Annotated in this window: 20 protein-coding genes, 3 tRNA genes and 1 pseudogene; 12 read left to right on the top strand and 12 right to left on the bottom strand. The window is 58.2% G+C overall.

All coding sequences use genetic code 11. The annotated features are described in order from the left end of the window. Nucleotides 1-290: 290 nt before the first annotated feature. From QZ170_RS07000 to recG, 12 genes are all read left to right on the top strand, one after another. Nucleotides 291-740, top strand: a complete 450-nt coding sequence (locus QZ170_RS07000; protein WP_297179130.1) for an HU family DNA-binding protein — start codon at nt 291-293, stop codon at nt 738-740. A gap of 487 nt (nt 741-1,227) precedes the next feature. Beyond that, on the top strand, nt 1,228-2,481 hold the full coding sequence (locus tag QZ170_RS06995) for a PSP1 domain-containing protein (protein ID WP_297179127.1): 1,254 nt from the start codon (nt 1,228-1,230) through the stop codon (nt 2,479-2,481). 22 nt (nt 2,482-2,503) lie between these two features. Further along, a complete protein-coding gene (locus QZ170_RS06990) occupies nt 2,504-3,010 on the top strand; it encodes a hypothetical protein (protein ID WP_297179124.1) in 507 nt (168 codons plus the stop codon). Between the two features lie 114 nt (nt 3,011-3,124). After that, nucleotides 3,125-5,560, top strand: a complete 2,436-nt coding sequence (gene lon / locus QZ170_RS06985) for an endopeptidase La (RefSeq protein WP_297179122.1) — start codon at nt 3,125-3,127, stop codon at nt 5,558-5,560. Between the two features lie 14 nt (nt 5,561-5,574). Then, a complete protein-coding gene (locus QZ170_RS06980) occupies nt 5,575-6,126 on the top strand; it encodes a DUF1599 domain-containing protein (protein WP_297179119.1) in 552 nt (183 codons plus the stop codon). 1 nt (nt 6,127) lies between these two features. Beyond that, nucleotides 6,128-8,188, top strand: coding sequence for a BT_3928 family protein (locus QZ170_RS06975; protein ID WP_297179115.1), 2,061 nt, complete (start codon nt 6,128-6,130; stop codon nt 8,186-8,188). A gap of 584 nt (nt 8,189-8,772) precedes the next feature. Next, the gene (locus tag QZ170_RS06970; protein ID WP_297179112.1) at nt 8,773-9,300 is read left to right on the top strand and encodes an SPOR domain-containing protein; all 528 of its coding nucleotides are present in this window, start codon (nt 8,773-8,775) and stop codon (nt 9,298-9,300) included. 11 nt (nt 9,301-9,311) lie between these two features. Beyond that, complete coding sequence (gene folE / locus QZ170_RS06965) at nt 9,312-9,875, top strand: GTP cyclohydrolase I FolE (protein ID WP_297179109.1); 564 nt, start codon at nt 9,312-9,314, stop codon at nt 9,873-9,875. 51 nt (nt 9,876-9,926) lie between these two features. Next, nucleotides 9,927-10,994: an acyltransferase gene (locus tag QZ170_RS06960; RefSeq protein WP_297179107.1), complete on the top strand. Its 1,068-nt coding sequence runs from the start codon at nt 9,927-9,929 to the stop codon at nt 10,992-10,994. 240 nt (nt 10,995-11,234) lie between these two features. Continuing rightward, the gene (gene xseB / locus QZ170_RS06955) at nt 11,235-11,474 is read left to right on the top strand and encodes an exodeoxyribonuclease VII small subunit (RefSeq protein ID WP_297179104.1); all 240 of its coding nucleotides are present in this window, start codon (nt 11,235-11,237) and stop codon (nt 11,472-11,474) included. A 20-nt stretch (nt 11,475-11,494) separates the two neighbouring features. Beyond that, the gene (locus tag QZ170_RS06950) at nt 11,495-12,205 is read left to right on the top strand and encodes a 2-C-methyl-D-erythritol 4-phosphate cytidylyltransferase (protein ID WP_297179102.1); all 711 of its coding nucleotides are present in this window, start codon (nt 11,495-11,497) and stop codon (nt 12,203-12,205) included. Nucleotides 12,206-12,212: 7 nt separating this feature from the next. Next, nucleotides 12,213-14,306, top strand: a complete 2,094-nt coding sequence (gene recG, locus QZ170_RS06945; RefSeq protein ID WP_297179099.1) for an ATP-dependent DNA helicase RecG — start codon at nt 12,213-12,215, stop codon at nt 14,304-14,306. 117 nt (nt 14,307-14,423) lie between these two features. On the opposite strand, the gene QZ170_RS06940 is transcribed toward recG, so the two are convergent. The 12 genes and pseudogenes from QZ170_RS06940 to QZ170_RS06885 all read right to left on the bottom strand — a co-directional run. Then, nucleotides 14,424-15,983: a THUMP domain-containing protein gene (locus QZ170_RS06940; protein ID WP_297179097.1), complete on the bottom strand. Its 1,560-nt coding sequence runs from the start codon at nt 15,981-15,983 to the stop codon at nt 14,424-14,426. A 236-nt stretch (nt 15,984-16,219) separates the two neighbouring features. Further along, nucleotides 16,220-16,630 (bottom strand): hypothetical protein, encoded by a 411-nt coding sequence (locus tag QZ170_RS06935; RefSeq protein WP_297179095.1) that lies wholly within the window; start codon nt 16,628-16,630, stop codon nt 16,220-16,222. Between the two features lie 2 nt (nt 16,631-16,632). Then, nucleotides 16,633-17,187, bottom strand: coding sequence for a Panacea domain-containing protein (locus tag QZ170_RS06930; RefSeq protein WP_297179092.1), 555 nt, complete (start codon nt 17,185-17,187; stop codon nt 16,633-16,635). 357 nt (nt 17,188-17,544) lie between these two features. Further along, nucleotides 17,545-17,619 (bottom strand) — tRNA-Pro (locus tag QZ170_RS06925). 58 nt (nt 17,620-17,677) lie between these two features. Then, a tRNA-Asp gene (locus tag QZ170_RS06920) sits at nt 17,678-17,754 on the bottom strand. A 51-nt stretch (nt 17,755-17,805) separates the two neighbouring features. Further along, nucleotides 17,806-17,876, bottom strand: a tRNA-Gln gene (locus QZ170_RS06915). Between the two features lie 273 nt (nt 17,877-18,149). After that, on the bottom strand, nt 18,150-19,526 hold the full coding sequence (gene dnaA / locus QZ170_RS06910) for a chromosomal replication initiator protein DnaA (RefSeq protein WP_297179090.1): 1,377 nt from the start codon (nt 19,524-19,526) through the stop codon (nt 18,150-18,152). A gap of 1,294 nt (nt 19,527-20,820) precedes the next feature. Continuing rightward, nucleotides 20,821-21,300 (bottom strand): MoaF N-terminal domain-containing protein, encoded by a 480-nt coding sequence (locus QZ170_RS06905; RefSeq protein ID WP_297179088.1) that lies wholly within the window; start codon nt 21,298-21,300, stop codon nt 20,821-20,823. A gap of 57 nt (nt 21,301-21,357) precedes the next feature. Then, nucleotides 21,358-21,792, bottom strand: a complete 435-nt coding sequence (locus QZ170_RS06900) for a BT0820 family HAD-type phosphatase (RefSeq protein WP_297179086.1) — start codon at nt 21,790-21,792, stop codon at nt 21,358-21,360. Between the two features lie 23 nt (nt 21,793-21,815). After that, entirely contained in the window at nt 21,816-23,279 is a 1,464-nt protein-coding gene (ftsZ, locus tag QZ170_RS06895; RefSeq protein WP_297179083.1) for a cell division protein FtsZ, read from the bottom strand. Between the two features lie 30 nt (nt 23,280-23,309). Beyond that, entirely contained in the window at nt 23,310-24,722 is a 1,413-nt protein-coding gene (locus tag QZ170_RS06890) for a cell division FtsA domain-containing protein (RefSeq protein WP_297179081.1), read from the bottom strand. Further along, nucleotides 24,719-24,923, bottom strand: a pseudogene (locus QZ170_RS06885) (hypothetical protein); the annotation flags it as partial. The gene QZ170_RS06890 and the pseudogene QZ170_RS06885, both read right to left, overlap by 4 nt.

Here is a 24,923-nt window from a genome sequence, read left to right as displayed (position 1 = left end):
GAAGAGAGGGGGCGATGGCGGGGGTGACGAAAAGTTTTTGAGTTTGGGGGAGAGGGCATTGTGATATGTACCTATGGGGGTGATTTGGTGGGACAAAAAGTCTGCTCTACCTTTGTCATGTCGAGAGGGAAGGAGCTCAAGGCGAGACCCTCATATCGGTTGCTCACGCTATATATATTCAGTGGTGCACCCCCGAGAGCAGGCGACTGAGATCTCCCGCCCTGTAGCACACAGCTCTCCCCACTCGGCACGAGGTAATTCTATTTATTCATTTTATATACTCATAGACCATGATTGAGTTTCAAGTCAAGTCCAAGAAGGCAACTCTTGGCAAGAACAAGGGTCAGACGATCTACTTCGCACAGCGTCGTACCCATCCCCGTAAGAGTCTAGCGGATATCGAGCGTTCGATCGCCTTTGCCACGACGCTCACCCGAGCGGATGTCCGGGCGTGTATCGTCGCCCTCACCGATATCGTAGAGGGCTACCTACAGGATGGCTTTGCCGTCGACCTCGGGGAGCTCGGGATGCTCTGCCTGATGATCTCCTCCCGACAGTCGCTCAAGGAGGAGGACGTCACCGCCCAGACGCTCCGTACACCACGTGTCCGCTACTTCCCCAAGTCAAAGCTCCGACGTGCAGCCCATGCTGCTTCGCTCAGCGTCGATAACCCCAAGGCCAAGGGCGCAAAGACCCCGTCGAAGCCCCAGAAGCCCGGAGGTGGAGGGGTAGGGATTTAGTCCCTCGCCCGCTATAGACGAGCTTAGCACAGAGTAGTAGCCCCATCCTCCCCGCTGGAGGGTGGGGCTACTAGCCCTTAGAGAGGGGAGGGCTGAGGTTCGGGGGGATATGGGTTTGCGAGAGGCCGAGTGTTCCAGGGCGGAGAGGCTCGGATGATTAGTCTAGTTCGCCTCGTGCCCTATGTGAGGGACGGACATGGCGGGGGATGGGGGACGTAAAATTCAGTACCTTTGCTGAACGTTGTAGGCCTACACTGCGCACTCATACGCTCGATACGTCATAGACGGCTCTAGAGAGCCGGGAGGCGGAGAGCTATCCCTCCCCTAGGACTCACTCGGGAGGTGCTGGATGAGCGGTGTGGCTAGAACGCCCCCCGAACTCAGTAGGTGAGGAGCTGTGCGTATGCCCCCATGGGAGCTCGCCCCCTCACCGATATAATATATAGGTAGGAGAGTACAATCCCCTACCGCCAATACGTGACATTCGATGGACTATAAGACCACAACGGCGAACATGGGCTGCTGTGCGATGACCCCAGGAGGATGCGAAGGCTGTAGTATGAACCCGATGAGTACCTACGACTGGCTGTGCGACATCCCGGAGTCCCTACAGAGCTCTGACCTCGTCGAGGTGCAATTCAAGAATACCCGCAAGGGATACTATATCAATAGCGAACGGATCGAGCTCTACAAGGGCGACATCGTCGCCGTCGGCTCTACCATAGGACACGACATCGGGCAGGTGACCCTCACCGGCAAGATGGCAGAGCTGGCGATGAAGAGCCACCGCTACCACCCCGACAAGGGCGAGTGGATGCACGTCTACCGTGTAGCTCGTGCTAGCGATCTGGAGCGCTGGGAGGAAGCTAAGCGCCGAGAGGAGCCGACGATGATCCAGGCTCGCCAGATAGCGGCTAGCCTCGGGCTGGAGATGAAGATCGGCGACGTGGAGTACCAGGGAGATGGCAACAAGGCGATCTTCTACTACATCGCAGACGGCCGAGTGGACTTCCGTCAGCTCATCCGAGTACTCGCCGATACCTTCCACGTGCGGATCGAGATGAAGCAGATCGGTGCTCGCCAGGAGGCCGGCCGTATCGGTGGGATTGGCCCCTGTGGGCAGGAGCTCTGTTGCTCGCGCTGGATGTCCTCCTTCTCCTCGGTCAGCACGAGTGCCGCCCGGGTGCAGGACGTGACGATGAACCCCCAGAAGCTCACGGGAATGTGTGGCAAGATCAAGTGCTGTATGAACTTCGAGGTGAATGCCTATGCCGAGGCTCAGCGTAGCCTCCCTGACCGGGAGGTCGTCCTAGAGACCCGTACAGGGAGCTACTATCACTTCAAGACTGACCACTTCCAGCGACAGATCACCTACAGTACGGTGCGCAATGCCCCCGTACATCTGGTGACGATCTCCGCCGAGCGTGCCTTTGAGGTCATCGCCCAAAACAAGAAGGGGGAGCGTCCCGAGAGCCTCGAGCAGCACCCCGAGGGGCACCGCTCGGGAGCTCAGTCCCGAGACATCCTGGCCGATAATAGCCTCACCCGCTTCGATGGCGGGCGCAAGGGGCGCCGTGGAGGCGATCGACCTCGACACCACGAGGGGAGCCAGCGGGAAGCCTCACGGGGCGATCGCTCTGGGGGGAGACACGAGGTGCGCCAGTTCCGCAGTCCCCGCACCCGCCGAGCGGAGGGGGAGCAAAGTCCTAGCCCCACCCGAGACCCACAAGACGAAAAGTAAGCCCTACCCCTAGAGCTGTACGATGATGAGACTATTGCCCCGAGCACACCATCTCCCCCGAGTCCTCCTCTTCCTAGCCCTCTGGATAGGAGGTGCGGGGTGCTATCAAGCAGCGGAGGAGGGAGACTACTATGCCTTCTACGACCTCCCCCGTGGAGTCTGGCAGGGCAATACGAGCGTCCGCTTCCAGCTCCTCTTCCCCGACCGAGAGCGTCTCTACCAGATCCAGATCGCTCTGCGCCTAGATAGCCGTATCGAGAAGACGGAGCTAGCTCTGCTGGCTGAGCTCCAGCGAGGAGGGAGCACGTACTACACCGACACCCTGCGCTTCCGCCTAGCCGATCAGCCGGAGGTGTGGCTGCGCCCAGGCACGGTCTTTCACGAGTACCGAGCTGGATTGGCACGGCCTTTGCAGACGCCCTATACTGGCCTTTTCTACCTACGACTCACTCCTCTGGATCGGGTGACCCTCACAGGGGTCTCTGCCGTGGGCGTGGGGATGAAGGAACGGCCCAAAGCAAACAAGTAAGACCTATCACCGAGGCGGGTGACTGGGTGGTAGAGGGAGAGCTCCTCCCCATCCCCCCTTCGCCGAGCGCCTCACCGCAAGGATATAATGAGCAAAAAGAAGAAATCTGACGAAATGGCAGGATCAGAAGGTAAGGCTCCAGCCCTCCCTATACCCGTACTAGCGACTTACAACGAAGGCGAATCCTTCGGGGTCTCTCAGGAGGAGCTCCCCGAGGTGCTTCCCCTGATCGCCCTACGCAATATTGTCATCTACCCCGGTACCCTCGTCCCCATCTTGGTCGGGCGCAAGAAGTCCGTGGAGGTCATCCGTCAGGCTGAGAAGGAGAACCGTTGCTTCGGGGTCATCGCCCAGCGCGATGCCGCCGTCGAGGATCCAACCCTCGATGACCTCTATCCCATGGGTACGGTCGTGGAGGTGACGCAGATCATCGAGCTACCCACGGGAGACCTCTCTGCGATCCTCCGTGGTCGTCAGCGCTTCGAGCTCCGAGAGCTCCTACAGAGCGAGCCTTATCTGGCCGGACGCTACACCCTCGTCCCCGAAGAGGAGCGAGGGGGTGCCTCCGAGCGGGAGTTTGATGCACTGGTGAGTCTGATCCATGACCGTCTGATCCTCCTCCTGGAGAAGCTCTTCCCGGGGGCTCCCGCGGGCTTCATGGACACCATCCGTGCGCTCAAGAACAAGGCCTATATCATCAATCTGGCAGCGAACCTCATCGACCTCACCATAGAGCGTCGTCAGGAGGCTCTCTCGGCCGTCACCCTCAACGACCGAGGTGTGCTGGCTCTCTCCGGGCTACACGGGCAGATCGAGGAGGCAGACATCAAGGACGAGATCCTGCGCAAGACCCGCCAGGAGATGGATCAGCAGCAGCGGGAGTACTTCCTACAGCAGCAGATGCGTACCATCCAGGAGGAACTCGGCGGGGGAAACAACAGCGAGGAGGAGCTCGAGGAGCTCCGCAAGGCAGGGGAGAAGAAGAGCTGGGACAAGGCCGTCGCTGCGACCTTCGAGAAGGAGCTCCGCAAGGCCGAGCGTCTGAACCCTCAGAGCCCCGACTACTCCATCCAGATGCAGTACCTTCGCACCATCGTAGAGCTTCCCTGGGGCGTGTACAGCACGGACAACTTTGACCTCAAGCAAGCTCAGGAGACCCTAGACCGAGAGCACTACGGACTAGAGCGAGTCAAGGAGCGTATCCTAGAGCATCTGGCTGTCCTGAAGCTCAAGGGTGATATGAAGTCTCCCATCCTCTGCCTCTACGGCCCTCCAGGTGTGGGTAAGACCTCCCTCGGGCGCAGTATCGCCGAGAGCCTCGGCCGTAAGTACGTCCGTATCTCCCTCGGGGGGGTACATGACGAGGCCGAGATCCGTGGACACCGCCGTACCTATATCGGCGCCATGAGCGGACGTATCATCCAGAGCCTGCAGAAGGCTGGTACGTCCAATCCCGTCTTTGTCCTCGACGAGATCGACAAGCTCTCTAGCGACTACAAGGGCGACCCCGCCTCGGCACTACTAGAGGTGCTCGACCCGGAGCAGAACACCACCTTCCACGACAACTACCTCGATATCGACTACGACCTCAGCAAGGTCCTCTTCATAGCGACGGCCAACAATATCTCCACCATCCCTCAGGCACTGCGTGACCGTATGGAGCTCATCGAGGTCAGTGGCTATATCACCGAGGAGAAGCTACGCATCGCCGAGCAGCACCTCGTACCCAAGGAGGCCAAGGAGCACGGCCTCTCCGAGTATCCCCTACGCTTCGCCCCAGGAGCTCTGGAGACCATCATCGAGGAGTACACCCGAGAGAGTGGTGTACGTGCCCTCACCAAGAAGATAGCTGCTGTCCTGCGCAAGGTCGCTTGGGCTGTCGCCTCGGGAGACCCACTCCCCGAGGAGATCACCCCCGAGCTCGTGCACGAGTACCTCGGCAAGACCATCTACTCCCGTGATCGCTATCAGGGCAACGAGCATGCCGGGGTCGTCATCGGCCTAGCATGGACAAGTGTCGGAGGGGAGATCCTCTTCATCGAGAGCAGTCTACAGCCTGGGCAGAACGGCAAGCTCATCCTCACCGGTAGCCTAGGGGACGTCATGAAGGAGTCGGCGACGATTGCCCTCAGCTACATCCGTGCTCACGCTGAGCAGCTAGGGATTGACCTTGAGCAACTCAAGGACCGTGAGATCCATATCCACGTCCCCGAGGGCGCGATCCCCAAGGACGGCCCCAGCGCTGGGATCACGATGGTCACCTCGCTCGTCTCGGCGATCACCCGACGCAAGGTGCGCCCTCATCTAGCCATGACGGGTGAGATCACCCTGCGTGGCAAGGTGCTCCCCGTAGGCGGGATCAAGGAGAAGATCCTCGCTGCCAAACGCTCCGGGATCACCGATATCATTCTCTGTCGTGAGAACGAGAAGGATATCCTGGAGATCAACGAGAGGTACCTCGATGGTCTCACCTTCCACTATGTGGATGAGATCAGCGATGTCCTCGCCTTCGCCCTCCTCGATGAGCGAGCGGGCGAGCCTAACAAATAGAAAAACACCACCCCATGTCAGAGCAAGAGCAACGCACTGAGAGCGAGTGCCGCGCCGTACTGGAGCTTTGTCGAAGTCTCTTCGAGATGAAGCTCCACGACTACGGCGCGGCCTGGCGCATCCTACGCCCCGAGTCGCTCACCGACCAGATCTACATCAAGGCCGAACGCATCCGTAGCATCCAGATCCGAGGAGAGGCACACGTCCCCGAGGGTATAGATAGCGAGTTCGTCGGCATCGTCAACTACGGCCTCATCGGGATGATCCAGCTCGAGCTCGGGCCCGTGAGTCGCCCCGACCTCGATGCCTCTACGGCACTCTCCCTCTACGATCGCTTCGCCGAGGCCACCCTACAGCTCCTGCTGTCCAAGAACCACGACTACGGTGAGGCGTGGCGCAACATGCGTCTCTCCTCGATGGTCGACCTCATCCTCTCCAAGGTCTATCGCACCAAGCAAATCGAGGATCACAAGGGAGAGACCTTCGTCTCGGAGGGTATTGACGCCAACTATAAGGATATGGTGAACTACGCCCTCTTCTGTCTCGTCAAGCTATCGGAGAACTAACGTGATCAGCCCGCGTCTCATCCTCGCCGAGATAGCCCGTGTCCTCACGGGAGTCGTCCTGATCGTCTCGGGGCTACTCAAGGCGATCGACCCCGTGGGCTCAGCCCTGAAGATCGGGGAGTACCTCGCCCCCGTCCTCGATGAGCGCTGGGCCTGGAGCTCCCTGATCACCCTCACACTCTCCTTCGTGCTCTGTGCAGGGGAATTCTTGCTCGGAGCCTTCCTGTTGATGGGGATCTACCGGAGGCTGTCGGCACGTCTGTCCGTCGCCTTCTTCGCGGGGATGACGCTCATCTCGCTGTACTCACTCTTGGCTGATCCCGTGAGTGACTGCGGTTGCTTCGGGGATGCTATTCACCTGACGCCACTAGAGACGCTCCTAAAGAACCTCCTACTCCTGCCCCTCTCCTACCTCGTCCTAAGGGATGCACGTGGGCTGAGACACCTCTACTCTCGGCGGGAACGTTGGCTCCCCGCCGTCCTCGCTGTCGTGGGGATCGTGGTCTTCATGGAGCGAAACTACCGACACCTACCCCTCGTGGACTTCCGTCCCTACCGTGTGGGGACGAACCTCGGGGAGGCAATCGCCGAGGAAGACTCTACTCTCCAGGCGCGCCTACTGGCCTCCACCCGCTACCTCTACGAGCGGGGAGGAGTGACGAAGGCCTTTACCCCCGAGAACCTCCCCGACTCCTCCTGGCACTTCGTGAGGGTACAGGACGGAGAGGATGCTACGTATAGGGCCAAGTATGACTTCGCTCCGATGGACAGCCTCGGGAACGTCTGCTCAGAGGCGCTCCTCACGGATCCTGGGGTGACACTCCTCCTGCTAGCCCCACACTGGAGCCGAGCTAGTGAGGGGAGTATCGACGAGATCAACGAGCTCTATACGCAGAGCCTCTCGATGGGGTACCGCTTCTATGGTGTGACGGCCTCCTCGACCGAGGAGATCGCAGCCTGGCGTTACCTCACGGGGGCGAGCTACCCGATGCTCCATATGGATGCGACCCCTATCCGTACGATGATACGTGCCTATCCGGGGCTCCTCGTCCTACGTGGAGGGCAAATCATCGACAAGCGCTCCTACGTGGATCTCCCTACGGTGGAGGAGGTCACTCACTACCTGTACCGCCTCAGAGAGCCCGACTATATTGCCCCTGCCCCTTCGCTCGCACGCTCCTATCTCTTGCTGGCTTGGGGGATACTCCTTATCCTTGGCTTCCTGCGCTTCTGGGCGAGGAAGCTCCACCTAACGCTCTACCTCAAGAAGCGTATACATTATCCATATAAACGAAAAAGATCAATGAGAAAGAACATCGTCGCTGGCAACTGGAAGATGAATAAGACCCTCCAGGAGGGTACTGCCTTCATCAGCGAGCTCAAGACTGCCCTCTCTGGCAAGGCCCTGCACTGCGAGGTCATCATCGGAGCCCCATTCATCCACCTAGCCTCTATCGCTAGCCTAGCCGAAGGAAGCCCCATCGGTATCGCTGCTGAGAACTGCGCCGACAAGGCTGAGGGTGCCTACACCGGTGAGGTCTCCGCAGCTATGGTCGCCTCTACGGGTGCTCGCTACGTCATCCTCGGGCACTCCGAGCGTAGAGCCTACTACGGTGAGGACAATGCTATCCTGACGGAGAAGGTACGCCTAGCTCTGGCCAATGGTCTTACCCCTATCTTCTGCATCGGCGAGGTAAAGGAAGAGCGTGAGGCTGGCAAGCACTTCCAGGTCGTAGAGGAGCAGCTCGCTGGGACGCTCTTCTCCCTATCCCCCGAAGAATTCAGCAAGGTCATCCTCGCCTACGAACCCGTATGGGCTATCGGGACGGGGCTGACGGCTACCTCGGCTCAGGCTCAGGAGATCCACGCCCATATCCGCCACCTACTAGTCAAGAAGTACGGTGGGCAGATCGCTAACGACTGCTCGATCCTCTATGGTGGGAGCTGCAACGCTAGCAATGCTGCCGAGCTCTTCGCTCAGCCCGACGTCGATGGCGGTCTGATCGGTGGTGCTTCGCTCAGCATAGAGAAGTTCCTCCCCATTATCGAGGCCTTCCACTAAACGAGAGCTCGGGGGGACTTCCCCCTCCTCATCTATCCCCTAGGGGCTACACACCTGCCGAGCAGGCTGTGTAGCCCCTAGTCTTTTCTTCGCCTCGGGGTAGGTGGCGGGGCAAGCGTACGATCGCTCTTAGTTCTCCCCACCCCTTCGCCTCTCGGGGGATATTCTTTTATCTCCCTAGGGAGGCTATCCCTCCCTAGGGTACGCCTAAGTATTTACCCCAAGCATAGTCTAGCCGAGGGCTCTGCAGAGGATATACCTAGAGCGATGGGGTGTACACGTGGGTACACTAAAGTATACACGCGTGTATACTATAGTGTACCTGCGTGTATACTTTTTCCCTCCTAGGCGGAGGGGGTACTCAGGGTAAGTCGGCCCCTAGGATACCGTGTGGCTACCTTCGCTCTGGGCTCCTTGATTACCCAGCCCTAGGGGGGACAGAGTGAGAGACTCACGAGGGGACGGGATCCCTCCCCCCGAGGCGGAGAGGTGGGGGCTTTGAGCGTCACTATTAGGGTGCTGTAGGAGCATTAGCTGTACTTAAAGTATCTTTGCAGTTAAAGAAGCTAAAAAAAGAAATAGTGATGAAGCGATCCTATAGACCCCTTTTATTCCTTTCCCTCCTCCTTGTGATCGGGATACAGGTCGCCTCAGCGCAGGCAACCCCTACCAAGCAGCCCCATCGGAATATCCTCGAGGCTCTGGAGACCCCAGCCCCCGGCGAAGGGGTGGTCACCATCATCCAGTCCCCCGAGCTCCGCAGACTCATCGGAGTTCAGGGCTCAGCCTCCGTCCTGGGACGTGACGGCAACTACACCCTCCTCATGGGCTATCGGGTGCAGATGTTCAATAGCAACCGCTCCGGTGCCAAGGCCGAGGCCTATGCCCGTGCCGAGCAGATACGACACATCGCCCCGACGATGAGTAGCTACATCACCTACAAGGCTCCCTTCTGGCGCCTCGCCGTAGGGAACTTCGCCACTCGTGAGGAGGCTAATCAGGCTCGAGCACGCCTGGTCTCCACCCTCCCCGCCTGGGCCCAAGAGTCCTACGTCGTACGTGACAAGGTGCGCATACTCAATTATACCGAACCCAATACTCAGGAAGACTAACCACCCCCTCAATGACAACAGACGAAGAGCTCCAGTACCATTACTCCAAGATCCTCTCTCTGCTGGGTGAAGACCCCCAGCGCGAAGGCCTCATCAAGACCCCAGAGCGTGTAGGCAAAGCCATGCGCTTCCTCACCCAAGGCATGACCCAGTCCCCCCACGAGATCCTCCGCTCGGCGATGTTCAAGGAGGACTATCGGCAGATGGTCATCGTCAAGGACATCGACTTCTATTCCCTCTGTGAGCACCATATGCTTCCCTTCTTTGGCAAGGTGCACATCGGCTACATCCCCAACGGCTATATCACGGGGCTCTCCAAGCTCCCACGTGTCGTCGAGGTCTTCGCTCGTCGCCTGCAGGTGCAGGAGCGTCTGACGATGCAGATCAAGGACTGTATCCAGGAGGCCCTTAACCCCCTCGGGGTAATTGTCGTCGTCGAAGCCCAGCATATGTGTATGCAGATGCGTGGGGTGGAGAAGCAGAATTCGCTGACGACGACGAGCGACTTCACGGGCGCCTTCCGTGAGGCGAAGACCCGAGAGGAGTTCATGCAGCTCATCACCCACGGTCGCTAAGGGAGGGGCACCGCCCCCACCCCTAGGTAGATCCCTATTTAAGCCTCTAATATGACCCCATCCAAACACTTTTCCTCCGTAGTCACCTCCCTACGCTTCCCGCTGATACTGCTGGTGGTACTGATCCACACGCAGCCTGTTCCCCCCGAAAGCCTCGGGAATGACCATAGCCTCTACGTATATGTAGCTACCCTCATCAAGGAGGTCTTTACACGCATGGCAGTACCTGCCTTCTTCGTCTTCTCGGGCTACTATGCCTTCAAGGGGAAGAACCTAGAGCAGACTCCGACCTACCTCTCCGAGACCAAGAAGCGAGTATGGACGCTCATCGTCCCTTACCTAATCTGGAACCTCATCTTCATCCCCGCCTCTATCGCTAGAGAGTCGCTGGCCGCCTATGTCGGACTTCCTAGGACAGAGTCCTTTGACTTTGAGTGGGCTAAGCTCATAGACTACCTTTGGTTCGCTCCCATCAACTACCCTCTTTGGTTCGTACGAGACCTGATCGTCCTGACCCTCATCACACCCGTTATCCACTTTGTACTTAGGGTGACACGGGGATACTTCGTGCCCCTGCTCTTCCTACTCTGTGTCTTCGTCCTAGAGCCCTTCCGTATCATTGGTGCCGAGCCCAGGTCGCTACTCTTCTATTCGATAGGAGCACTCTTTGCCATGAAGGGATGGGATCCGATCGCTAAGCTCCGACCACTGGCTATCCCAAGCTTTGCGGTTTGGGCTGTCGGGACGTTCGTCCTACCTTGCCTCTTTACGAAGAGCTACTACCACATGCTGGAGCTACCCTACCTAGCCTGCTCTATCGTGGCTTGGGTCCTGATGTTTGCGACCCTCGTGGAGCGAGCACCGAAGGTCACCGCATGGCTGGAGGGAATGAATAAGTACGTCTTCTTCATCTACGCAGCTCATGCGATCCTGATTATTGGCTTTGCACGCTCCCTCGTTGGGCGTATCTCCTTCCTATCGGGGACGGATATAGGCCTGATCCTCTCCTACTTCATCGTCGCAGGTATTACGCTCGTCACTGTGCTCATCGCCTACTGGGTGCTGGCACGAATTGCCCCTAAGGTTCTATCCTTCCTCTGCGTTGGACGGGCTTCGTAGCCGAAGGGGTATACCTACCGAAGCATTCCCCCTACAGCATCCGTCCTAGCCTCAGCGCTACGTAGGCTACGACAGCCCCTCACGACATACCGACCTCATGCCCCCACCCCTAGCATAGGGTGGGGGCATGAGGTCGTCGGAGTCCTCTGGGGGCGGGAGGTGTGACCCTCGGGGGGAAGGTATTCGCTGGCACGACGGAGTGTCGTATCTTTGTAGGGGACAAACAAATCCAAAAGATTGATGAAGCAAAACTTAACCTATAAAGAGGCTGTCACCCGACTAGAGACGATCGTACGCCAGATCGAGCAGGATAGCCCCGATGTGGATGAGCTCACGAAGCTCGTCGCCGAGGCGGTAGAGCTAACGAAGTTCTGCCGGCAGAAGCTCACCCATGCCGACCAGCAGCTCACCACCCTGATGGCTGACCTCACGGAGGATCCCGCACAGCAGCGTACCGAGTCCTCCACAGCGAAGAGCTAACCCCATCTACCCCTAGAACCATGGCACCCAAGAAAGCTAAGCACCCCAATATGCTCCCCCGCTATGCCGTCATCGTTGCTGGTGGTAGGGGCGAGCGGATGCAGAGTGACATCCCCAAGCAGTTCCTCCCCCTAGGCGGACGACCCGTACTCATGCACACGCTGGAGCGCTTCCAGGGGCTTGTAGAGCGGATCGTCCTAGTCCTACCCCGTGACCAAATCTCTCAGTGGGCTAGGCTCTGTGGCGAACATGACTTCACCCTCCCCCATACCCTTGCCCTCGGGGGGGCGACACGCTTTGAGTCGGTACGCAGTGGGCTGGCAAGCCTACCAGCTAGTGGCCTCGTGGCGATCCACGATGGGGTACGGCCCTTTGCCTCCCGTTCGCTTATCGAGGCTTGCTTCACCACCGCCGAGGTCAGTGGTGCAGCTCTGCCCGTGATCCCTATCTCGAATAGTCTGCGTCGGCGCTCCTCCGAGACCGAGAGTGTCGCTATCGACCGCTCTAGCTACGTCGCCGTGCAGACACCGCAGACCTTCCGCCTGGATCGGATACGAGCGGCCTACGAGATCCCCTATTCCCCTTCCTTCACGGACGACGCCTCGGTCTACGAGGCTGCTGAGAAGGGGACAGTGAGCCTCGTACGAGGAGAGGTAACCAACATCAAGCTCACCACAAGCCTGGACCTCAAGCTCGCAGAGCTACTCCTGCAGAGCCCCCCTTCGCCTTAGTACCCGTATGGACATCCTCCAGACTCCTCTGACTTACCTCCCGGGGATTGGCCCGAAGCGAGCTACGGTACTCGCCGAGGAGCTGGATCTGTACACCTACCTTGACCTCCTACACTACTTCCCGACCCGCTATGTGGATCGCTCCCGAGTCTATACCATCAGAGAGCTACGAGGGGAGATGCCCAGCATCCAGCTACGTGGCTATATCCGAGATTACAAGGAAGTAGGCGAAGGGCGAAAGAAGCGACTCGTAGCGTATTTCACCGATGGCACGGGGACAATCGAGCTGGTTTGGTTTCGCTCGCTCTCCACGATCCAGCGTCTCTATCCCGTAGGACAGGTTTATCTCATCTTTGGCAAGCCTGTATTCTTCAATGGTTCGTACAGCATCAACCATCCCGAGGTGGACGAGGAGAGCCGTGAGCAGGCTGTCAGCGGGGGCCTTATGCCGATCTACCCGCTCACCGAGAAGGTCAAGCGTATAGGCATCGCCAACCGACAGATGCGACAGCTCCTCTACATCCTGCTGGAGGCTTGTCGTAGCGTGATCCGAGAGACCCTCCCCGAGCATATCATACAGCGAGCCCAGCTCATCCCGTACAGTACGGCGATCCAGCAGATACACTTCCCTGAGGGCAATACGGAGCTCGAGGCGGCACGACGCCGTCTGAAGTTCGACGAGCTCTTCTTCATCCAGCTACGGCTCCTCGGGATGAAGAACGAGCGGAAGTTGGCTTCGCCGGGCTTCCCTCTGCCCCGTGTCGGCGAAGCCTTCCGTGGGCTATACAGCTCTCTGCCCTTTGACCTGACGGGGGCACAGAAGCGGGTGATCCGTGAGATACAGACCGACGTCGTCAGTGGCCGGCAGATGAATAGACTGGTACAGGGGGATGTGGGCAGTGGTAAGACCCTCGTGGCACTCTTCGCCATGCTCCTTGCCCTAGATAACGGCTATCAGGCCTGCATGATGGCTCCGACGGAGATCCTTGCACGCCAGCACTTCCTCTCCCTCACAGAGCTCCTCGCCCCACTGGATATAGAGGTAGGGCTACTCCTAGGCAGTACGAAGAAGCGGGAGCGCACCAAGCTACACGAAGGTCTGCGTGATGGCTCCCTTCGGATCATCGTCGGTACGCATGCCTTGCTGGAGCCTGTGGTGCAGTTCCACCGCCTAGGGCTCGCTGTGATCGACGAACAGCATCGCTTCGGGGTCGTCCAACGCTCGGGGCTATGGACGAAGAACGAATCCCAGCACCCACATATCCTCATCATGAGCGCCACACCTATCCCACGTACGCTGGCGATGACGCTCTACGGAGACCTCGACATATCCGTCATCGACGAGCTCCCCCCAGGGCGCAAACCGATCCAGACGTACCACCAGCCCGAGAGCCATATCTTCGAGGTCTATACCTTCCTCGAGCGGCAGATAGCTGAGGGCAGGCAGGCCTACGTCGTCTTCCCCATGATCGAGGAGAACGAACGGGAGGAGATACGAGCCCTAGAGGAAGGACTTGTGCGCTACAGAGAACGTTTCCCCGAGTACACGATCGTGATGGTGCACGGCAAGATGAAGCCAGAGAAGAAGGACGAGGAGATGCGTCGCTTTGCCTCGGGCGAGGCGGAGATTATGCTCGCTACGACGGTTATTGAGGTTGGGGTCAATGTCCCCAATGCCTCCGTCATGGTCATCGAAGGGGCTAATCGCTTTGGCCTCTCACAGCTGCACCAGCTCCGAGGACGAGTAGGGCGAGGGGCTAGCCAGAGCTACTGCATCCTCCTCACGGGCAACGAACTCGGTGAGGATGCCAAGCGACGGATAGCGATCATGGTCGAGACCAACGACGGCTTCGAGATCGCCGAGGAAGATATGCGTCTGAGGGGCTTTGGGGAGATCGATGGCACACGTCAGAGCGGGCAGCAGCTGAGCCTGCGTATCGCCAACCCCGCCCTAGATGGAGCGATGGTGCAGTACACCCGAGACCTCGCCGAGGAGATCCTCGCCGAAGATCCCACCCTTACCCTAGCGAAGAACGAGCCCCTCCGTCAGCGCCTCGACGCCCTCTACCACGAGCATCCCAGCTGGAGCCAAATATCCTAGGGCGGGAGAAAACGAGAGTAAGTTCACGCTCCTTCCTTCCCTAAGACCTCCCCAAATACAATGACCGCCGATAACGTATCAGACGCTATCGGCGGTCGTTGTATTTGGGGTGCTAGGCTATTCCTCTCCCTTGTCCTTGCCTTCGCTGCCGAAGGTCTGGAGAGGGGTGAAGCGGCGAGGACGGGTGCGCTCCCGCCCTTCTTCGTCTCGGTACTTGAAGCGGTCGTTGGGCCACAGCCCCGCACGTTCTTCACGGGCTTTGCCCTCGGGACGAGGAGATGGGGTGCGCTTGGGGCGTCGCTCCTTCGCTCCTTCGTCTGCGAAGTCGTAGCGTCTCTTGGGTCGATCCTCTCGCTCACGACGGGGACGATCGTCACGATCTCTGCGAGGACGCTCCTCCCAGTCTCTACGAGGGCGGTCGGAGGCGGATCGGCGGGGGCGGTCACTACGCTCTCCCCTAGGACGGTCACTGCGCTCACCCTTGGGATGCTCGGGGCGGAAGGCTCGGTCTCGCTCCCGATCCCTGCGCTTGAAGTCATCCCGCTTGCCTGCGAAGAGTTCGTAGGCTCTTAGCTCACACTCCAGAGCTCCATTGAGGAGCTTGTGGCGAGCACTATGTCGCAGCCCAATATGGTCGAAGTGCTCGGGACGGTAAGCCAAGATCCAAGCTGTAGAGCCTGCATAGTTGTGCTTCAGTCGCTCCCCGATCATGCTGTAGAGCTCCTCGGCATCACGCATCCGAAGGCGCTCGCCATAGGGCGGGTTCGTGACGATGAGTGCGGGGGCTTCGGGAGCAGGGCACTGCTGCATCGAGCGGTGCAGGATGGTAATATCGTCTGTGAGACCTGCTGCACGGACATTGTGACGTGCTATCTGGACAGCCTCCATAGAGCTGTCGGAGCCGTAGATATGGTGTGCAAAGGTGCGTTCGCCTGAGTGATCAGCCTTGATCTGCTCGAAGAGCTCGGCATCGTAGTCTCTCCACCGCTGGAAGGCGAAGCCCCGCTTGCGGAAGGAGCCTGGAGCGATCCCACGAGCGATCAGTGCAGCCTCCACCAGCAGAGTCCCTGAGCCACACATAGGGTCGATGAAGTCTGTCTCCCCACTCCATCCTGCCATCAGCAGGATACCAGCGGCGAGGACTTCGCTCATCGGAGCCTCGGTCTGTGCCATGCGCCAGCCACGCTTGTGCAGGCTCTCGCCCGAGCTGTCGAGGGCTAGGGTGACCTCCTCATGCGAGATGTGGATGTGGAAGAGTAGGTCAGGATTGTCTAGACGTACCGTGGGTCTTGTGCCGTGCTTCTCACGGAAGTAGTCCGCTAGAGCGTCCTTGGCTCGGTAGCCAGCGTACTTGCTGTGGGTGAACGTCTCCGAATAGACAACGGTATCGAAGGCGAAGGTGTCGGTAGGGCGCATCCATTGTCCCCAGTCGATCCTGCGTAGCTCCTCGTACAGCTCATCAGGTGATGAAGCGTGAAAGGAGGCTATGGGGCGAAGAATACGCAGTGCCGTACGCAGGTGGTAATTCGCCTTGTAGAGCATCTCCTTACTGCCTGCGAAGGAGACCATTCGGCGTCCTTCCTCGATGTCGGTCGCTCCCAGCGTCTCTAGTTCCTTGGCAAGGACGGGCTCCAGTGACTGGAGCGTCTTTGCGATCAATCTATAGTTTTCTTCCATTTTGTCTTTATTACTCATTCCTCTCGGGTGAGTGGGTGAGGCATATCCCTATTGGAGAGGATAATCTAGTGGTAGGGTAGAGCCTGCGTTGATAAGTAAGAGGAAAAGGTCAGGGGTAGACGCTACAACCTCAAAATCGCAATCTATAGCCCTATCCGGTTGTCTTGGTTTTAGAGAATTGTAACTCTAGGTTGGCCCTTCCTTTGTGTACCTACATACATCCTGTGATCCTTCCTCTAGGGAATAATCCCATATTCGCGGAGTTTAATTGGGGGAATAGTACCGCTCTGTCGGACTGCATCTAGGACATAGCCTAGGTGCTCAGGGGTTAGCTCTCCGCATAGGGTATTTGTAGATAGCTGAGAGGCTGGTACAGACATCAGAGTGGAACAGTCGATGAAGCTATCATGGGAAAGGAAGGTATAGAAGGCCTTGGGGATAGGGTATTGATACATCTGTATATGTACGGGGAGTTTTTGATTTATCCTTGAATTGAATACAACTCCTCCATACAAACGCCCAGCCTTATCTCGTCCGAGGACGACAAAGTACTTGTTCCGGGATGGATAGCCATCCTTTGGTGTGATACCATTCGTTTTCCCCATCGTGATGTAGTGGATTGAGCCTATAGAAACGATCTCAGACATCGTTATTGCATAGCCTTTTCGGCGGCCTGCCATTCTAGCTGTTCTCGTAGATAAGGAAGCTCCTCTTGGTCCAACCCACCCTCACGGGCAATCTTCTCAGAGCTAATCACCTTAGAAGGGGGTGTATCCCTCCACGCATCCCTATGGGATAGCTCCATGAGATCGTGGAAACTTTTGGTGGAGTAGGTCGTGATAGCTTCGTCTAACGTTTCCATCTCATGCCTTGCGATGTAGTCCATATCTGGACTCCTGCGGGGTAAGAGCACAGTTGGAGCATCTTCTCCTGCAGACCGAACGCTCTCCCATAGAGCTTTAGAGAGGGGGAACTTACCCATCCGATCTCGGACGGCATCATAAAGGGCTGTAGGTACTGGACCATAGGGTAGGGCACAGAAGTCGTCCTCTACCATCTTTCGGCAGTACTTGGCAAGGTATGTTCGCTCGGCAAAGTAGAGGATCTTGAAGATGCGATAATAGTCTAGTCCTCCAGTCTTCTGCAGGATATATAACACCTTCTCTAGGAGCGATTGCTGGGCAAGAGAAAGATTTGTATTCATACTTACATTGCGGGAGGCCGCTCCCTTTAGTCCTATTATTACACGTAACTATTGCACAGACAAAGGTAGAGAATAATCTAATGAGATATTCCATCCCCTAGTCTGCGGGGTATCCCCCCCCCCCAATATATAACGTACCTAGCCACTATACCGAGATAGGGCTACTATCAAAGAGCGCAGCAAAGAGGAGTAAAGCAAGTGCCTCGGTGGAAGGGCTTAGTGAGGCAATCTAATGGGGTAGATCTACCCTCGGGGCGGGGCAAACTCTACCCCACTGTGCAAGATAATAAAAGAATGTCAGCGATACACAAGCCTAACGGCTTACGACCAACTGACATTCACTTAGCTTCTATCTCGTCGGGATACCAGGATTCGAACCTGGGACCCCCTGCTCCCAAAGCAGGTGCGCTAACCGGACTGCGCTACATCCCGTACGGTGTCTCCCTGACAAACTAAGTAACGCTTCCTCTTGGGAAGCGTTTCCTTATCCTGGCGGTATGGACGGGACTCGAACCCGCGACCCCCTGCGTGACAGGCAGGTATTCTAACCAGCTGAACTACCACACCAGTGTTCGTTTGTCGCTTTGACGGTGCAAAGATAGTAATTTTTTCTTTACGTTGTCTCGCAAGGATTCGAACCTTGACAAACAGAACCAAAACCTGTTGTGCTACCATTACACCACGAGACAAGCCCTAATCACTCTGTAGCCTCACGGAGGGCGCACCCCTCCCAGCTACAAAATGCGGTGCAAAGATAGCGCTTTTCGCCGAATACGCAAGGTCGCCCGTGCCCACTACCTCGCTCTGCTTATACACTCAGCAGTGAAGGGCGGTAGGGACTCTGTAGCCCTACCGCCCTTCACTGCTGGGGGGGGATTGTATTTCGTTGGAGAAGCGAGGGGTGTGGAGCGGGTTGGAGGGGCGAGGGTGGGGGCGAGGTGCCTACCCTCGGCCTAGGGGTGCTAGGCGCGGAGCTCGGTCTCGATCTCGGCGATGCGGGCACGAAGCTCTGCCTCGTGCTCGATGCGCCCCTCGATGGTCTTCACCCCATGCATGACCGTGGTGTGGTCACTGCGGTTGAGGAGCTTGGCGATGGCCTTGTAGGAGGCGTTGGTATGCTTCTTCACCAGATACATCACGACCTGTCGGGGGAGGGCAAGCTCGGCCTTGCGGGAGGAGGTGCGGAGCTGATCGACCTCCTGCCCATAGATACGGCATACCGTCTCTAGGATGAGGTGCGGGGTGAGCTCTGGGCGGTCGATAGAGACCGTCTCCCCGACGACGCTACGTGTCGTGGCTAAATCCACGACCCCGAGGTCGTTGAAGCGGGCACGGGTGATGAGCGTGCGGATCGCCCCCTCGAGCTGGCGGACGTTGTCAGGCATATTCTCTGCGATGAACTCCACGCACTCCTCGCCCAGCTCTACGCCACTCTCGGCTACTCGGTGCTGGAGGATCTTGCGCCTCAGCTCTAGGTCTGGGCGGTCGATACGTAGCATCATGGCGCTCTGGATACGGGTCATGATACGGGTCTCCATCCCCTTGAGGTCTATGGGCGGGACGTCGCAGGTCACGATGATCTGCTTGCCGAGCATGTAGAGGTGATTGAAGATGTCGAAGAAGGCCTGCTGGGTCTTTGTCTTGCCGATGAGCCCCTGGATGTCGTCGATGATCAGTACGTCCATCTGCTGGTAGAAGTCGATGAACGTCCCACGGCCTGGGCCTCGGTTTAGGCTATCCCGGATGAACTGCGCCTCGAACTTGGAGGTCGCCACATAGCTCACCCTCAGGTCGGGGTGGAGCTCCAGAGCACGCTGCCCGATCGCCTGGCAGAGGTGTGTCTTGCCTACTCCGCTGGGCCCGTAGATGAAGAGGAAGTTCAGCGGTGCCTGCCCCGGGCGGGCGGCTGTAGCCTCGGCGATACGCAGCGCTTCTCTATTGCACGCACTCTCGTAGAAGGTGTCGAAGCGCAGGTCTGCGCTCAGGTGCGATGTGTACTCCTGCATCCTCGGGCTGGTCGAGACCTGACGGGGACGGGGGCGTACGGCCTCGGGTGTGGGCTCCAGCACGACCTCGAGCCGACCGCCGATCACCTCATCGGTTACCCGCCTGAGGAGCTCGACATGCTGCTCTAGGAGCTGCCGGAGAAAACTCTCACTCGGGACATAGAGTACCAGCGCATCGAAGGCCTCGCCCGACTCATCCTGACGGCTCTCCACACCCACGGGGCGGATCGGGGCGAACCAAGTCTGTAGTGTCTCGGGGTCGCAAGCCTGAGCTAGCAGCTGCATACAACGCTGCCAGAGGGTCTCTCCTGAAGATAAACCTTGCGTTTGCATAGGATAGGGTCTTTCGTTGTCCGTTACCAAGGGTGTAAGAGTTCTATATTTGTTCCTTATTTACAATACGTATCATCGAAGCGAGGGGGGCGCGCTGCCCAAGCAGTGCGACTCGGATGCCAACCTGTTGAAAGAGAGTTATCCACAACCAAAGGCTCTGTGTATGAGCTTTGTGCGCTGATGGCAGGGGTGTGGGTGCGCTACTTTCTGTATGCAAAGTTCCGAATAAATTGGATATAAAAAAACGTACGAAAAGTTTGCTTTTTTCGGGGAAACGATATTGTTTTTGCTATCAGATCCTTAGGTGGGGGGCTACACCCCACCCCGAGAGTGCAATTGATAACATTCTATAAATCAAATAATCGGAGCGCTAACCACATACTTACGCACAGCCTTATCCACCATCCTCTTTGTCCTCAATAGGCTAGTAACGAGTCTACTAGCATGGGGTGGGGAAAACCTTTCCACACTCCGCCCTTTGTGGGGACTTCTGCCCAAAATTGTCTCCTGTACCCCACCTTGGGAAGAAAAGGTTGTAGCTCCTTCACACCTCTTCACACCTCCCTCTTCGATCAGTGCATATACCCCCTATTTATCGCCTAGCAGTGACTATCTTGCCTCTCCGCCTTTCCGATGGGCTCCCCCTAGCCACAGGGAAATGGGGGCCGAAGACAAAGGTCTTTTCGGGGACGCTCCTGAGGAGTATAGGAGGAGGCTCTTCCGAGGCTTTTACAAGACATAACACGCTGTCGGTGCGGGGCGGGTATGTGCTCTCTTTGATAGTGAGTTAGTACTCTTGGTAAGAGCGTATGAGGGGGCTTGATGAGAGGGCATCAGTGTACACGTGTGTACACTAGAGTATACCCGCGTGTACACTCTTGTATACACGTGGGTACACAGAGGGGCTCTCGGTAAGAGCGTGAGAGGGCTCTCGGTAAGAGCGTGTAAGGGCTCTCGGTAAGAGCGTATGAGGGCTCTCGGTAAGAGCGTTGGAGGGCTCTCGGTAAGAGCGTTGGAGGGCTCTCGGTAAGAGCGTGTGAGGGCTCTCGGTAAGAGCGTGTGAGGGCTCTCGGTAGGAGTGTTAGGATGGGGCTTAGGAGGGGCATCCGAGAGGGGGAGTAGGCCTTGGTACCGCTATGAAGAGTGGAGGAGGCTAATGGGGCTTCCTTTGCCTCCTAGCTGAGTCTAGTGCCCCCCTGACCCTAGCGGGCAAAAAAAGCCTCCGCCCCTAGAGCCTACTCTCTGGGGTAGGCTCTAGGGGCGGAGGCTTCGCTAGAGTATGGAGCGGAGGGAGCTACTCAAATAGGAGATGCATACTGTCCTCGATACGTGTGATCCGCCCCGAGAGGGTGACGGTGACACGCTTATCCTTCTTCGGCGAGTAGATGGCGGAGGTCATGAAGGCCTGGCACGTCCGCTCCTTCAGGTCGATGACCTGACTGACCGTAGTACCATCACGCTCGACCCAATTGACGAAGAAGACGTGCGGCTCGATATGCAACGAATTGTAGTAGTCTCGTCCCTCCTTCTCCCCGTGTACGGAGTCTTTGGAGAACCAGTAGAGGTGCTGGGGAGAGAGGTATTCGACGACGGAGGAATTCCCGTCGAAGCAGAGGTAAAGACGCTTACCCACGAGGGTCGTGTCGCTGGCCTGCACCAGGACGCTGTCCTGTGCTGTGACGGCCGAGGAGGCTTGAGTCGTAGACTGAGCCTCACGACATGCCCCTAACGTAAGAGTGCATAGTCCAAGGGTGACAATGATGCGTGGGATCATAAATAGAACATCGGATAAATAGGTTCATATAAGAGTAAGACCCCGCATGATGCCCATCTAACGCCGAGAGAAAAGCCTGGAGAGGAAGCCCCTCCGCTCGTCCTCCTCATCCCCATCGAAGGCCAGCTGAGACCAGACACTCTCGAGTGCCTGACCCGACTGGATCCGGTGGTAGATCGTCCCCCAGTCGGGCAGCCCGCCGAAGTTGCGATCATCGATGAAGAGGTCGGCCTTGATCTTGCGTGAGAAGCCCGAGCCAGTCGCGTCCTCCTCGGGGAAGTCACGATTGACAGCGTAGAACTCTACGCCTCGGGCTCGGCACCATTCGATAGCCTCATCCAGCAGCTTGCCCTCACGGACAGTCCACAGGATCAGCCGATGACGGTCTCTGAGGAGTAACCTCAGCGTCTCGGTAGCGAAGGGGATTTCGTCCCCTATCTTCGGATAGCGATGGCGTACGATCGTGCCATCGAAGTCTACAGCAATAGTCATAGTGTGCCTATGATGTAGGTATATTAGAAGTCAGTGAAGTGGATCACCTCAGCCTCGGTCTCCTGCTCCTGCTCGACGAGGGGTTCCTCGGGCTGTGGTGTGGGTCTAGGGACAGAGGGGGCGGGTGCAGAGGAGGGTGTAGGCCGAGGGGTCAGCCCGGAGCGGGTCGTGGAGAAGGGCTCCATACGATCCACCCTGAGGTGCGAGTGGGGAGAGCGTCCCCCATGAGCTCGCATAGACATGGTACGCTGGCTCGTACGATCCTTGCGCTTGGCATAGAAGAGCTGTCCGTTGCGCTCCAGCGAAGGAGTCTCGGTGATGAGCAGTAGGAGCTCCTCGTCGTCCAGCTCGCTGATCAGGAGGGAGATCGACTCGCTCCGTGGGCGGGTGATGAGGGACTCGCCATAGGCGCTGCGGATGAGGTCGTCCTCGCTCTTGCGCTGGGAGGCTCGCATGATGCGCTCTAGGGGGTTCTCGTCCTGCTCGATACCCCAGCGGAACTCGTTCTCCTCGAAGTCGAAGCCCGAGGCAAGGATCGTGACGGCGATCTTCCCCCCGAGGTCGCTGCGGCTGGCAAAGCCGAGAATGGTCTCTAGCTCGCTGGTGAAGCCGTCGGTGAAGTCCTGTATCTCCTGAAACTCATCGACGGTGAGTGGAGCCTCGTCGTTGTCGTAGACGGTGATGAGCAGATGCCGAGCCTGCTGGATATTGTTGTTGTTCAGTAGGGGGGAGTTCAGAGCGTCGTCGATGGCTCTGCGGATACGTCCTTCGCCCTCGGCATAGCCGGTATTGATGACGGCTACGCCCCCACCACGTAGGGTGGTGCAGACATCGGCGAAGTCCACATTGACCTCACCCGGGATATTGACGATGTCCGAGATACCTCGGGCAGCATTGCTGAGCGTATCATCCGCCTTCTCGAAGGCATTGCGGACGGTATAGTCTGGGTAGATATCGATGAGGCGCTGGTTATTGACCACGAGGAGGGCATCGACATTCTCCCGCATCTTCTTGACTCCCTCCAGCGCTTGTAGGATCTTCTTCTTGCCCTCGAAGAGGAAGGGGATGGTGACGATCCCGATGGTCAGTAGATCGGCCTCCATGGCGATACGGCCGATGACAGGCGCAGCACCCGTACCGGTCCCCCCACCCATACCTGCGGTGATGAAGACCATGCGCGTTCCGCCCTGGGTGAGAGCCTGCCGGATCACCTCCTCGCTCTCCTCGGCCGCCATCTGGGCACGCTCGGGCTTGTTGCCAGCGCCGAGCCCCTGAGTGGTCTTGGGGCCGATCGTGATCCGCTCGGGGACGGAGCTCCTGCTCAGGGCCTGTGCGTCGGTATTGCACAGGAGGAAGGAGACGCCCGGGACGGATCCCATGACGCACATCTTGTTGACGGCATTGCCTCCGCCACCACCGACCCCTACGACCTTGATGAGCGAGGAGCCTGCTTCGCTGTACTCAAATCCAAGACTTGCTCGTTCCATTCTCTTCCGTGCTGTGTGTATTAAGAAACATTAGTCTTCCTCGTCTGTGTCGAAGAGGTTCGAGAACTTGTGGATGACCTCTCCGACCCAGCCTCCGGATCTCGATCGAGAGGTCTTGGAGGGGCGAAGTGGTGTAGGCTCCACCTCCCTTGGGCTGGGCTCGTCGTGATCCTCGAAGGTGTAGTCCAGCTCCGCCTCGAGCCTCGTCGAGGGGCTGGGCGTGGGCTCTACGTGCTCGGTCTCCTGCAGGATGCTCTCCAGAGGACGTACCTCGAAGGTCACCCCGGGTTCGGTAGCTCGGGAGGCTAGGGCAATCACCGAGGAGTACTGAGCTGCCAGCTCAGGGGCTACCCGATCATCATAGACGTCTCGGCGCAGAGAGCCCTCGCGGTACTCGAAGTGGAGCTTATGTAGGGTCTCGTAGAAGTATCTGGTGTGGGTCACTCCGCCTGCGAAGATGAGCCCCTTGGGGACTGCATCCTCGAAGCCCGCCTCGGCGATGATGCTGAGGACGTTCTTTAGGATCTCTCGTATGCGGGCATTGATGTAGCGATTGACGTCGTGCTGGACGAAGGTCTTCGTCTCCTGCCCCGAGGTGCTGGTGAGCTGGATCTGTTCCCCACGAGAGACGGAGGTATTCATCGAGCCGTAACGTACCTTGAGCACCTCGGCATCGGACTCCATGAGCCTATTGTTGAGGTGGGTTAGGTCTCGGGTGACGTTGATCCCGCCCAAGGGGAGGATGTACAGGGCAGAGAGTAGTCGCTCCTGATAGATAGCTATGGAGGTCGTCCCCCCGCCGATATTGACGTAGGCACAGCCTAGGGCACTCTCCTCGGTCGTGAGGGTCGCTCCAGCCTCGGCGATGGGGGTGGGGATGATGCCTAGGATCTTGAGTCCAAGGCGGGCATGGATCGTCTCCTCGAGGTTGGCGATGATGTTTTGCCGGACGAGGATGAGCTGGTAGTCGGCCTCTAGGTGCTGACAGCGCACCCCACGGGGGGTGTACTCTCTCCGGCCGTCAGCGTGGTAGCGAGGGTCGGTGACGGCTAAGATCCTCATCCCCGGATACTCGGCCTCGTTGACCTCGTCACGTAGGGTCTGCAGGTCGTCCTGAGTGACTACCCGCCCCTCGGGGCCTAGGGACATCTGTGCCCGAAAGGTCTCGGCCTGCATCGAGCGACACTCGAGCCCGACGTATACCCCGGTGATGGTCTCCTCGGGGGGGAGGGCTTCGCTGAGGGTGTCGATGAGTAGGCCGATGAGGCGAGCAGCCTCCTCGATATTGTGGATACAGCCCTGACGGATACAGCTACCGGTAGGGATATAGTGAGCCTTGATAGGCATGACCAGTCCATCGAAGGTCTTGCTGGCGACCAAGCCCGTGAGGTAGGTGCTCCCGAGGTTGATGACCACATATTTATTATCCCGTCCTTCGTTCATTTCTTCTTTGACTGATTGGTTGGAGGCTTTGTAGGCGTGGAGGCCTTGTGAGGTTTGCTTGCAGGCCGTGGGGTGGGGGTGGGCTTCGTCGTGGAGCTCTTCGCACCCTGGGGCTTACCACTCTGGGGCTTAGGGGGAGCTGGCTTCTCCTGCCGAGCCTTTTCCTTTGGTGCTGTGGACTCCTTGGGGCGGGGCTCAGGG

Source organism: uncultured Porphyromonas sp., assembly GCF_905372525.1.
GTDB lineage: Bacteria > Bacteroidota > Bacteroidia > Bacteroidales > Porphyromonadaceae > Porphyromonas.
Note: the sequence above shows the minus strand (reverse complement) of the source record. Positions and strands in the feature narration are given on the sequence as shown.

What these genes read in the sequence shown, in the direction of transcription:
- QZ170_RS07000 (WP_297179130.1), top strand. Translation starts at nt 291, where the DNA reads ATGATTGAGTTTCAAGTCAAGTCCAAGAAGGCAACTCTTGGCAAGAAC.
- QZ170_RS06995 (WP_297179127.1), top strand. Translation starts at nt 1,228, where the DNA reads ATGGACTATAAGACCACAACGGCGAACATGGGCTGCTGTGCGATGACC.
- QZ170_RS06990 (WP_297179124.1), top strand. Translation starts at nt 2,504, where the DNA reads ATGATGAGACTATTGCCCCGAGCACACCATCTCCCCCGAGTCCTCCTC.
- lon (WP_297179122.1), top strand. Translation starts at nt 3,125, where the DNA reads ATGGCAGGATCAGAAGGTAAGGCTCCAGCCCTCCCTATACCCGTACTA.
- QZ170_RS06980 (WP_297179119.1), top strand. Translation starts at nt 5,575, where the DNA reads ATGTCAGAGCAAGAGCAACGCACTGAGAGCGAGTGCCGCGCCGTACTG.
- QZ170_RS06970 (WP_297179112.1), top strand. Translation starts at nt 8,773, where the DNA reads ATGAAGCGATCCTATAGACCCCTTTTATTCCTTTCCCTCCTCCTTGTG.
- folE (WP_297179109.1), top strand. Translation starts at nt 9,312, where the DNA reads ATGACAACAGACGAAGAGCTCCAGTACCATTACTCCAAGATCCTCTCT.
- QZ170_RS06960 (WP_297179107.1), top strand. Translation starts at nt 9,927, where the DNA reads ATGACCCCATCCAAACACTTTTCCTCCGTAGTCACCTCCCTACGCTTC.
- xseB (WP_297179104.1), top strand. Translation starts at nt 11,235, where the DNA reads ATGAAGCAAAACTTAACCTATAAAGAGGCTGTCACCCGACTAGAGACG.
- QZ170_RS06950 (WP_297179102.1), top strand. Translation starts at nt 11,495, where the DNA reads ATGGCACCCAAGAAAGCTAAGCACCCCAATATGCTCCCCCGCTATGCC.
- recG (WP_297179099.1), top strand. Translation starts at nt 12,213, where the DNA reads ATGGACATCCTCCAGACTCCTCTGACTTACCTCCCGGGGATTGGCCCG.
- QZ170_RS06940 (WP_297179097.1), bottom strand. Translation starts at nt 15,983, where the DNA reads ATGGAAGAAAACTATAGATTGATCGCAAAGACGCTCCAGTCACTGGAG.
- QZ170_RS06935 (WP_297179095.1), bottom strand. Translation starts at nt 16,630, where the DNA reads ATGTCTGAGATCGTTTCTATAGGCTCAATCCACTACATCACGATGGGG.
- QZ170_RS06930 (WP_297179092.1), bottom strand. Translation starts at nt 17,187, where the DNA reads ATGAATACAAATCTTTCTCTTGCCCAGCAATCGCTCCTAGAGAAGGTG.
- dnaA (WP_297179090.1), bottom strand. Translation starts at nt 19,526, where the DNA reads ATGCAAACGCAAGGTTTATCTTCAGGAGAGACCCTCTGGCAGCGTTGT.
- QZ170_RS06905 (WP_297179088.1), bottom strand. Translation starts at nt 21,300, where the DNA reads ATGATCCCACGCATCATTGTCACCCTTGGACTATGCACTCTTACGTTA.
- QZ170_RS06900 (WP_297179086.1), bottom strand. Translation starts at nt 21,792, where the DNA reads ATGACTATTGCTGTAGACTTCGATGGCACGATCGTACGCCATCGCTAT.
- ftsZ (WP_297179083.1), bottom strand. Translation starts at nt 23,279, where the DNA reads ATGGAACGAGCAAGTCTTGGATTTGAGTACAGCGAAGCAGGCTCCTCG.
- QZ170_RS06890 (WP_297179081.1), bottom strand. Translation starts at nt 24,722, where the DNA reads ATGAACGAAGGACGGGATAATAAATATGTGGTCATCAACCTCGGGAGC.